General features: G+C 62.4%; 6 protein-coding genes and 3 pseudogenes. 4 read left to right on the top strand and 5 right to left on the bottom strand.

The features are described from left to right. A pseudogene (locus tag DXY29_RS13950) lies at positions 1 to 71 on the top strand (photosystem II protein D2); the annotation flags it as partial. Between the two features lie 51 nt (positions 72 to 122). On the opposite strand, the gene DXY29_RS12860 reads toward DXY29_RS13950, so the two are convergent. Continuing rightward, positions 123 to 818 (bottom strand): hypothetical protein, encoded by a 696-nt coding sequence (locus DXY29_RS12860; protein WP_170952233.1) that lies wholly within the window; start codon positions 816 to 818, stop codon positions 123 to 125. Positions 819 to 947: 129 nt separating this feature from the next. Between DXY29_RS12860 and DXY29_RS12865 the strand changes: the two genes are divergently transcribed. Beyond that, positions 948 to 1886, top strand: coding sequence for a hypothetical protein (locus DXY29_RS12865; RefSeq protein ID WP_170952234.1), 939 nt, complete (start codon positions 948 to 950; stop codon positions 1884 to 1886). Positions 1887 to 1978: 92 nt separating this feature from the next. Then, positions 1979 to 3406, top strand: a pseudogene (locus DXY29_RS12870) (DUF2079 domain-containing protein); the annotation flags it as partial. A gap of 7 nt (positions 3407 to 3413) precedes the next feature. On the opposite strand, the gene DXY29_RS12875 reads toward DXY29_RS12870, so the two are convergent. Genes DXY29_RS12875 through DXY29_RS12890 form a run of 4 tightly spaced genes read right to left on the bottom strand, consistent with a single transcriptional unit; the run spans position 3414 to position 9087 of the window. Further along, the gene (locus tag DXY29_RS12875) at positions 3414 to 4862 is read right to left on the bottom strand and encodes a DUF2079 domain-containing protein (protein ID WP_115025456.1); all 1449 of its coding nucleotides are present in this window, start codon (positions 4860 to 4862) and stop codon (positions 3414 to 3416) included. Continuing rightward, positions 4840 to 6375: a glycosyltransferase family 39 protein gene (locus tag DXY29_RS12880; protein ID WP_244279407.1), complete on the bottom strand. Its 1536-nt coding sequence runs from the start codon at positions 6373 to 6375 to the stop codon at positions 4840 to 4842. The genes DXY29_RS12875 and DXY29_RS12880 overlap by 23 nt, the downstream gene beginning before the upstream one ends. Next, positions 6338 to 7468 (bottom strand): glycosyltransferase, encoded by a 1131-nt coding sequence (locus DXY29_RS12885; protein ID WP_115025457.1) that lies wholly within the window; start codon positions 7466 to 7468, stop codon positions 6338 to 6340. The genes DXY29_RS12880 and DXY29_RS12885 overlap by 38 nt, the downstream gene beginning before the upstream one ends. Positions 7469 to 7491: 23 nt before the next feature. Next, positions 7492 to 9087, bottom strand: coding sequence for a glycosyltransferase family 39 protein (locus DXY29_RS12890; RefSeq protein WP_115025458.1), 1596 nt, complete (start codon positions 9085 to 9087; stop codon positions 7492 to 7494). A gap of 430 nt (positions 9088 to 9517) precedes the next feature. On the opposite strand from DXY29_RS12890, the pseudogene DXY29_RS13780 reads away from it, so the two are divergent. After that, positions 9518 to 9678: pseudogene (locus DXY29_RS13780) on the top strand (porin); the annotation flags it as partial.

The following is a 9678-nucleotide window of genomic DNA, read 5'->3' on the forward strand; positions in this document are numbered from 1 at the left end:
CACCGGCTGACCAGCCGCACGAAAACTTCGTCTTCCCTGAAGAGGTTCTGCCCCGCGGCAACGCCCTTTGATCGCAAGAAGATTGTTTCCATCAACCGCCCAACAGGGCGGTTTTTTTTGGTTTATTGGTCGTCTTGAGCGGCAGTCAAACGAAGAGTGATGTCGACGCTGTCCTGTTGGACAAGCAGTGCTCGCATCAGCGCATCGATAAGAAGAATGATGCCAACCAGTTCCAGTGCTTCTTCGAGGCCTGTGATGGCGCCATACCAGGGGCTATGCAGGCGGATCAGGCTCGATCGAACAGCAAAGCTGCCGATCATCTCCATGCCAATGGCTCCGCCCACATAGACGGCGCCTGAACGCAGCAACCCTGTTGCCGTTGCTCTGGGGATCGACCCGAGGAAGCTTCGAAATTTCCAGAGCATGATGAGGGCGAGGGCGGCGTAGGGCACCACCCAGGTGGATGCCAGGGCGGGGTGCACCTGGTGTCGTAGCCCTGGAATGATCAGGATCTCGTGAATCTGCAGTGCTTCGTCGAGCGCCAGAAAGATGAAAATCTTCGACAGCAAACGCCAGTCATCTGCTGCGTCGGGGTTGCTGTTGTGACCCAGTCGCTGCATCAACAGTGCTGATATCAGCAACAGCGAGCTGCTGAACAGGGTGGGCAGGTTGAGCTCCCGGTCCATGTTGAGGCTGTCGAGCCAATGCTTCTCGGCCCCGAAGCCATAAATGCCCACTTGAACGACGCAGTGGGCCACCAGAAACCCTGCGGTGATGGCCAGCAGCAGGTTGCGAACAGACCTGGGAGTGAGGGGCATGATCCCTTCTTGGCTGTGGTCTGCTGCTTTGGATTGCTGAGTCACGATTGGATGGTGCGGAGGACGAACAACGGCCCCGCTCTTCGGTTCTAAACCTCTGCTTAACCTGCGCTTCGCGCAAGAGACGGGTTGGTGGCAGTGATTTACACACGGGGTCGCGGCCTCAAGACCGCTCTTACCAGATTGTTTGTGGTGATTGCGGCGGCGTCTCTACTGACGGTGGTGGTGCAACTGGTGAGCACTGCGTCTGGCGGATCTTCCCTGGATCTCGGTTGGGGTGTCTTGGCGGGGGTGACTACGGCCGTGGCGATCTGGGCTGCCCGCTCCAAGTGGTTGCTGCGGTTGCTGTCGGTTGCCGATCCCTTGGCTCATCAAGGGCGTTCCCGCGCGGTCTGGGGGCTCCTGGCGCTTGTGGTTTTGCTTGTGGTGGCGCTGAAGACCGGCTCGGCGGATCGTGATGCCTACAAAAATCTGGTGTTTGGCGAAGGGGGGCTGGTCGAGTGGAGCCAAGTGCTTGTCCTGGTGCTCGCCACCCGAGCGGCCTGGCTGATCGGCACTGATTTGAATGCACGTCTGGAGGAACGCCGACCCGGGCACCTGTTCCAGATCGGTGCCGGATGCCTGGCCCTGGTCTTGATGGAGGAACTCGCCTGGGGTCAGGTGATCTTCAGTTGGCGGACTCCGCCCTTGTTGAACGAGATCAATGCCCAGAACGAGACGACCCTGCACAACATCGGTTGGTTTCAGGATCGACTGGATGTCGGCACGTTCTTCGCGACCCTTGGGGTTTTGGCTGTTGTGGTTTTGGCGCCTCGCTGGATGCGAGCTCTAACCAAACAGTGTTCGGAGCCGATGGCGGCCGTGACCAGGGCCCTCACCCCCGCTTCCTACAGCTGGCCGTTGTTCCTGGCGGTTTCTGCACTGGCGTTCTTCATTGCCACGCGGACCTTTGCCGACGTGATCCTCAACAGGGATCAGGAGTGGGGTGAGCTGGTGCTGTACGCGTCGATCTATCTCTTGCTGCTGCGGACGCGGGTGCTGCTTGGCCCCGTGCAGGACGCTCCGTAACCTGCCCAAAATCCATCCAGGACGGCTGCATGCGTCGACCCAGCGGCATTGATGCGCCCTCCACGACACGGTGGCCACGCAACGTGTTGGCGATGGCGGGCCTGTTTGCCCTGATCTGCTTTGCGTTGCAGCTCTGGCGGCTGTTCAGCCTCAGCGCGACCTATGACCAAGCCCTGTTTCTGCAGGAACTCTGGGCCACCGCTCAGGGGCGGCCTTTTGAAAGCAGCCTTTCATCCGTGTTGTCCGGAGCGGTGGTGGTCGGCGATGGTCTTCCGTCCATCGATTACTTGCACTTGGGGCAGCACGCCAACGTCCTCACCGTGCTCATGGCCCCCCTGGTGGCTGTGTTCGGGATGTGGGCGCTTCCTTTGCTTCAGGTGGGGCTTCTCGCCGCCGCGGGGCTCGTGTTGTGGAGATTGGCCGACTCGCGACTGCCGCGCCCCTTGGCGGAGCGGATCACGCTGGCTTACTTCCTCAGTGGCGCGGTGATCGGTCCGGCCATCGAGAACTTTCACGATCTGGTTTGGTTGCCTTTGTTGGCGTTCCTGGTGGTGGGAGGCTTGCTCGATGGCTGCCGTTGGCGGGTGTGGCTGTTTGGTGCCTTGTTGCTGTTGGTGCGAGAAGACAGTGGTTTGTTGCTGTTTTCACTCGGGCTTTGGGCCTTGGTCCGTCGTCCCGGTCAACGCATCACCGGCGCCCTGCTGATGCTCGTTTCCTTTGCGTGGGTTGTGTTGGTCACCGGATGGATTCAACCGATGGTGGACTCCTCCTTGTCGGATCGCTTTCTCAAGGAGAAGTTCGGCCATCTGGTGGACGATCCGTCGGGGGGAACCGTTGCTGTGCTTTGGGCGATGCTGCGCCAGCCCTTGGCCTTGCTAGACGCCTTGGTGTCGCCGCCGGGAGCAACTCTCGGCTTTGTGCTGGCGTTGAGCCTGCCGCTCGTGCTGGTGCCCTTGCTCTCGGTGGATGCGGCTTTGCTGATGTTGGCTCCGTTGCTGATTGCGTTGCTCTCCCAGGGGCGATCGGCGTTGTCGGTCACGCTGCGCTACGTGCTTGCCCTGGTGCCCGGGCTCTATCTCGGTGCTGTGCTCTGGTGGCAACGGCACCCGGGGGTCTGGTCGAAGTTGTGGCTGCGTCGCTGTTGGACCGGGGCCCTGTCCCTTGGCCTTGTGCTCACGCTGGTGGCTAACCCGCATCGCACCTTTTCGGCCGTGATCCCCGACAGTTTTTCCCCTTGGGCCTATGTGTCACCGCAGCAAATGCTGGACCGCCGCCAGGCGGCTTCACAGGCTGTGGCGCTGATTCCAGCGGATGCCAGCGTTGCTGCGGATACGCCTGTGCTGCCGTTGTTGGCCCAGCGGGAGGCGGTGATTCGTTTCCCTCGGCACGCTCACTACCGCGATCGCCAGGGACGCGTTCAACCGGTGGACTGGGTTGTGGCTCTGCCGGGTTACTACACGCCGTTGGCTGAGGTGTTCAAGGGTTCGCGCAACAAACAGCAGGCCATTCGGCGGGAGCTGACGAATCTCAAGGAGTCGGGTGACTATCGCTTGGTGCATTGCCACGGCGGGGCTGTTGTTCTGCAGCGGCAGGGGCTCGACACAGCTCCAGGCCCGATGGCCAGCTCCGACAGGTCCAGTTCCTGTCCTTGGCTTGAGTAAGCAAGCTCTTTTGAACCTTTCGGCTCGATCCCCAGCCCGGGTCACTGGGATTGAGCAGCAGCACGTTCCAGGCAGCAGCGTCGTGGGGCATGCTCTGCTTTTTTTTGGGGAAGCTGATGGTGGTGCGCTGGCTGAGCTGCGGCACCAGATAGCTGGTGGTGAGTACCGCGTCCTCTTGTTGGATCAGGGCCTTGGCCTCTTGAACGGCTTGCATTTGGGGCAGTCGGGCCAGGTAGGGCCCGGTGAAGAACCAGGGCTTGGCCAGTGCCAGCCAGCAGGCAACGGCCCAGCACAGCATCCAGGGAAAGCCTCGTTGTGGTTCGGGTTGCCGCCGTAGCCCATCGATGCAGGCCACCACGGCCACCATCGCTAGGGGCAGGCTGTAGTGATGCACCAGGGTGCGATAGCTGGCAGAGGCAGAGAGCAGATTCACCAGCACCAACGGCAGCCCGATCAGCAACGTGCTGAGGGAGGCCCGTCGCCACAGGGCGATGCAGGGCAGGCAAAGCAGCAGCAGATATTCCGCTCCTCCGCCCCAATCCAGGCCACTGAGAACGGTGGTTGGATCGCCACCTAAATGGCTGAACATGCGTGATGCGGCCTTGGGCCCTTCGCCGTTCCGCAGCAGTGGATAGAGCCAACGGCTGAGGATGAGCAGCCATCCGCCGCTGAGGCCGCCCGCCGCCAGGCTCCACCGCCAACGCCGGCGCCAGGCAAGATTGATGGCAATGCCGGATGTGATCAGCACTAGGCCATCGCGGCAGCCCAGCATCATCAGCAGCAAGCCAAACCAGAGCCGGGGGCGATTGCTGCGCTCGGCCCAGATCGCCAGAGCGAAGGCGGGCATCACCCAGGTTTCGGGATGGAAATCAAACAAAGCCGCGTTGAATACCACCGGCTGCAACCACCAGAGGCTGCAGATCAGCCAGCAGCGTCGGCGGGTCAGTCCCGCCTGCTCCGCCAGCCACCAGATCGGCAGCGCTGTGAAGCTCAGGGCCAGGGCCTGACTGCCCAAGAGCCAATGCAGGCTGGGCAACATCCGATAGGCCCCCCCGGCCAAATACAGCATCCAAGCTCCGTGGTCGGCCAGCACATGCACCTGCTCCATCGAGGAGATCGGTGCGGCTTCCGATCCGATCAGCCAGGCCCATTGGTCGAACAGTCCAAGGTCGTAGGCATTGCTTTGGAGCAGGCCATGCCGTGTCGCCGCGACACCCCAGAGAAGCAGGCCCAGGCCTGCACTCAAGACCACCAGCAGCTGGGGGCAGCCAGGGGGGAGCGAGGGATGGGATTCAGCCCTGGGGGTGGAGTTCATCAATCGGAATCAGGTAGGTCTGGCTGCGCGGGTCCACCCAGGCGCCGGGGCTTGCATCCACCATCTCCCGCAGAATTCGTTGCCGCTGCTCCGGCATCGGCCGGTAGGTCTTGTCCCACACGAAGCTGCCGGCGAGATGGCTGGCTCCGGCCTTCTTCCAGCGCTGGATCCGCTCCGGTGTGAGTTGCTTGCTGGAGATCAGCCAGCCCTGACGGCGGGCCAGGTTGAGCAAGGTTGGATCTGTGCTGGTGACACTCACGATCCGTGCGTCGATCGGCAGATCCCTGCGGATGGTGAGGGCTAGGGGCATCCATGCCTGACGTTGGCGATGCTCCACGGCCCAGTAATCCAGCGAGAGCACCGTGAGGCTCACCACCAGGGCAAGGCTGAGCAACAGCCGACGTTGCCAGCGGGGGCGCTTTTGTTTCCAGGTCTGCCAGCCGAGGCCGATGAGCGGAGAGCTGAACAGCAGCAGCGGCAGCTGGTAGTACTCATGAATCGTGCTCGAGCGCATGGTGGCGATTGTGCAGAGCAAAACGCCCAGCAGTCCGCTGATGGCGATCTGTCCGCCACCGCTGCGCCAACTCGCCCTGAGGCCGAGCAGCAGGAAGGGCACTCCCACCAGTGCCAGGAGACGCAGTCCAATCCGCAACAGCAGGTTGATCCAACCGTTGAGGTCCAACAGAAGACTGAGGCTGCTGCGATCGGCTCCCGACCCCCAGAACCCAAAGCTCAGGCCACTGGCTTGTCCCAGTTGATGGGCATGCCAGTACCAGCAGGCGATCGCCCCAAGGCTGGTGCTGATGTAGAACCAGAACCCCGGATGCCTCAGCAGTCGCATCAAGCGACTGAGCAGGGTTTGCCAAGGGGTGGCATGGTTCTGGGGGACAGTGCTGAGTTGCACCATCAGCAGGGGAAGCCCCAGCCAGAGCAGGGGAATCACCTTGATCAAGCCTGCTGTGGTGAAGCAAAGCCAGCTCAGGGCTAGAGCCCACGGCAATCGTTGTTCACGCCAAAGGCTCAGGCTTTCCAGGGCCCCTGCGGCACAGAGCAGCAACAGGGCTTCGGCTTGGAAGGCGCGCCCGAAATACACCCCCAAGGGTGCGATGGCAAAGGCCAGGCCTGCCCACCATCCGGCTTGGGGGCTAAACCAACGCCGGCCGAGTCGCATCACCAGCCAGATGGTCAGCCCGCTGCAGAGCACCGACAGACCGCGACCCAGCCATTCCTGCACGCCCATCAGGGTGTAGAGGCGGCTCACCAGAAAGGGGTAGATGGGAAATTCCGACTCCACAAAGCCGGCACTGGCCCCACTCCAGTCGATCTGAGGCAGCCAGATCGGTGTGCCCGCCTGGCTGAAATGCCTAGCCATGGCTGCCGTGTCGGCCTGCCGCCAGCTGTGAATGCCGAGCACCGGCATCCAGATCTGCACCAGCCTCAGCAGGCTTCCCAGGCCGATGGGCAGCCAGGCCGGCTTAGGGGCTATTCCAGACAAAGCGGGATGAAGCCGCATAGTTCCAGACGTAGACGACAACAATGCCCGCCAGTTGGGCCCAGAGCGCATGGGCCTGGATCAGGGTGTAAAAACTGGTGGCCAGGCCGACGTTGGCAAGAGCAGGCAGGGAGGCCACCAGCAGGAACTTCAGCAACCCCCGGATCAGGTGCCGTCCGCTCTGACGCCGATCGCGAAAAGTGAGAGCGTTGTTCACCAGATAGTTCGAGCTTGCTGCTGTGATCACGGCCACTGGCAGAGCCTGCTGAAACGAGAGGTTGAGCAGGCCCATCAGCAGAGCGGTGGACATCAGCTGAACCACCACACCCGAGGCGCCAACAAGCCCGAAGCTGATCGCCCGGCGCGGCAGCAGCCGCAGGGTTGCGGTGTGAATCAGGGACACCACGAAGTCCCAGAGGATGGCGAGGTCGAGCTTGGAGTTGCCATGCAAACGCGGTTGAAAGCTCAGCGGGATTTCACCCACCTGCAGGCGGCCGCCGCTGATCGCCAGGAGCTCGTAGAAGAATTTGAAGCCGTTGACGTCCACCTGGCGCACCAGCGGTAGACAGCTGTTGAGCCGCAGCACCATGAATCCGCTCATGCAATCGGTCAGGTGCCTATAGGACCTTGGAAGACTCCAACGGGCCAGACGGTTGGCGAGGGTGGAACCATCGGTGCGTCGATCACTGAGGCCGCGAATTTCGGAGTGGTCCAGGAATCGGCTCCCCGCGACCAAGTCCAGGTCGTCGCGTTCCAGCAGCTGCACTGCCTGCCCAACGGAGCTGGGCTCGTGCTGGCCATCGCTGTCCATCACCACGGCGGTGGAATAGAGGGCTGCGATGAGTCCTTCTTTGATGGCGCTGGCGAGTCCGGAGCGTCCCACCCGCTGAATGATCCGGATCCTGGGGTCCTGACGGGCCAGGCTGCGGACCAGATCAGGGGTCCCGTCCCGGGAATCGTCATCGATGACCAGGATCTCGAGCGGATGATCGCTCCCCAGCCGCAAGAGTGATTCGATCACCTGGCGGATCGACCCACCTTCGTTGAAGGTGGGCAGCACGATGGACAGGCCGCTGTGGCTTGTCTGTCCTTCACGTTCCGCGGTGGACGACACAGTGCGCTCCAGTCGGGCTCAGGCTACCGACAGTCGGCCAGGGTCCATTGCCCTGTTTGGCCCTCGATGATGCAGTTCTCCTGAGGTTTGTCGCTGAGACGCCGACTCCTGCCACCTTTGAAACGCGGGATACGTTGTTCGGCGTACCAGTTCAGGCTGGGACGTTCGTCGTAGCCCTTCAGAGTTAACTCAGTTCCAGAGTTGTCTCGGGCTAAGGCCGCAACGGGTCGCACGGGCCAGCTTTCGTTGAGTTCCCACAACCACAGTGGGGAGTGAAACAGCAGGGCCAGAGCCGCCACATTGCCGCAGGCCAGGCTGATCACCCCGAGGCGCCGTTGACCCGGAGCGGCGGATCGCAGCCACCATCCGCCGCTACACCAGCCGAGACCCAGCACTGCCGCCAGGCCGCGATAGGGCGCAAGGCTGCTGCCGATGCTGCTGAAACTGCTCAGCCACAGCAGCAGAAGCAGCAGGCCGAGTCCGCACCAAAACGATGGAAGCTGCAACAGCAGCCAGCGGCAGGGTGGCCTTGGGCTGTCCGGTGAAACTGAAGACGAGGAGGGTCGCTCCACCAGCCAGACCAGCAGCGGCGCGCAGAGGAGGGCGATCGGCAGCCAGAGCGGGTGGCTGTACCAGGGAAGCTGGGTGCGTAGCGGCAGAACTGCTCCGGCCAGGGTGAGCAGGCTGGCCAGTGACCATCGTCCCCAGCGGCTCTGGCGCCACCTCCAGGCCCAGATCAGGGCAAAGGGCACCAGGGGCAACCAGGGCCAGCCCCCCTCCACGATTTCGATTACGGGGACTCGCCACCCCAGATCACTGCCTTCGCCTGCATCCAGCAGAACCCGTCCTGCGCCATCACCACCCCAGAGCCAGAGCGCCTCGGCCCCCCGGATGTGGGCATGCCAAAGATGCCAGCCCATTCCCGGTGCCAGGCCCAGCATGAACCCAGTGCAAGCCGTGGCACGGTTGTTCCAGGCTTTCCATTCCTGGCCCCAGATCAGCGCAAGGCCTGCGGCCACGGCCGAGGGCACCAGCAGGGGTGCCTTGAGCAGCAGCATTGCGCTGGCCATCAGGCCGGCCACCACTCCCCAGAGGCCGCTCCATCGGCGTTGGTTGAGTTGCAGCAATGCCAACCACAGCAGAGCCATGGCCGTCAGCTGCGTGCCATCCAGCATGGCCAGGCGTCCGTGCCGGGCCACTGGGAGCAGCGATAGCAGGATCACACTGGTGGCGATGGCGCTGGAGCGATCCCCAGGTCGCAGCGTCCATTGCAGCCAACCTCCGAGGGGGACCACCAAGCAAGACAGCAAGGCCGGCGCCAGCCGGATGGTCCACTCCGAGGGGAGCTGGTTGGGCTGCGTCGTCGCGCCGATCACCAGTGCGATCAGGCTGTGCAGTCCTGGTGCCTTGTTGAGGTACGGCGCGCCCCAGAGGGTGGGCAGCAACGGGGCTTCACCGAGTCCGTGGCGAAGTTCTAGGGCCACCCTTGCCACGGTGGCCTCATCGAAGTCCCGTAGGGGGAGATCCCCGAGGCCAATCAGCGCCAGAACGGCAGCGACAAAGCCGAGACCAATCAATGCGATCGAGGGGGCTGGTTCAGGAGCTGAGCCGGAGCGCATGGGTGCTCCTCATCGCATCAAAAACTGAGTATGGTCCGGGTGTTCAGGATGCAGCGACGTGGAGTGGTGAATGCTTCCTTTGGGAAGCGAACACAATTCCGAAGGCGTGGCCGGCATTCACAATCCTTCAGGAGGAGGTGTCCATGATTTCCAGTTGTTTGATTCAGGGTCTGCTGATCGCGGAGAACGCCGGCTGAACGGCGCCTTCTGACTGATCATCCGGTTCCGCGGCAAAAGCGGACCCGGCGAGAGCCCCCGTTCGGTTTACCGGACGGGGGCATCGTTTTTAAGAGCCCTCTGCTCGGCCCAAACAGTCGTCGTTGATACATGTCGATGTAAAGACCGGCACAAGTCGACTTGGATGTTCGATGGTTGCCTCTCAAAATCTGGAAATGGCGTAGTTGCGCCTATTTCCTGTGTGAGGAATTCAATGAAGCTTTTCCAGCAACTGCTGGTGGCTCCTGCCGCCCTTGGCCTTCTGGCCAGTGGCGCTAATGCCGCCGAGCTGAACATCAACGGCGTTTCTGATTACGCGGCTTCCGCTGATCAGGTGACCAGCGTCACCCAGTTCTCCGACGTCTACCCCACCGA

It is taken from the genome of Synechococcus sp. UW69, assembly GCF_900474185.1.
GTDB lineage: Bacteria > Cyanobacteriota > Cyanobacteriia > PCC-6307 > Cyanobiaceae > Parasynechococcus.

What these genes read in the sequence shown, in the direction of transcription:
- DXY29_RS12880 (WP_244279407.1), bottom strand. Translation starts at nt 6,375, where the DNA reads ATGCGGCTTCATCCCGCTTTGTCTGGAATAGCCCCTAAGCCGGCCTGG.
- DXY29_RS12860 (WP_170952233.1), bottom strand. Translation starts at nt 818, where the DNA reads ATGCCCCTCACTCCCAGGTCTGTTCGCAACCTGCTGCTGGCCATCACC.
- DXY29_RS12890 (WP_115025458.1), bottom strand. Translation starts at nt 9,087, where the DNA reads ATGCGCTCCGGCTCAGCTCCTGAACCAGCCCCCTCGATCGCATTGATT.
- DXY29_RS12875 (WP_115025456.1), bottom strand. Translation starts at nt 4,862, where the DNA reads ATGAACTCCACCCCCAGGGCTGAATCCCATCCCTCGCTCCCCCCTGGC.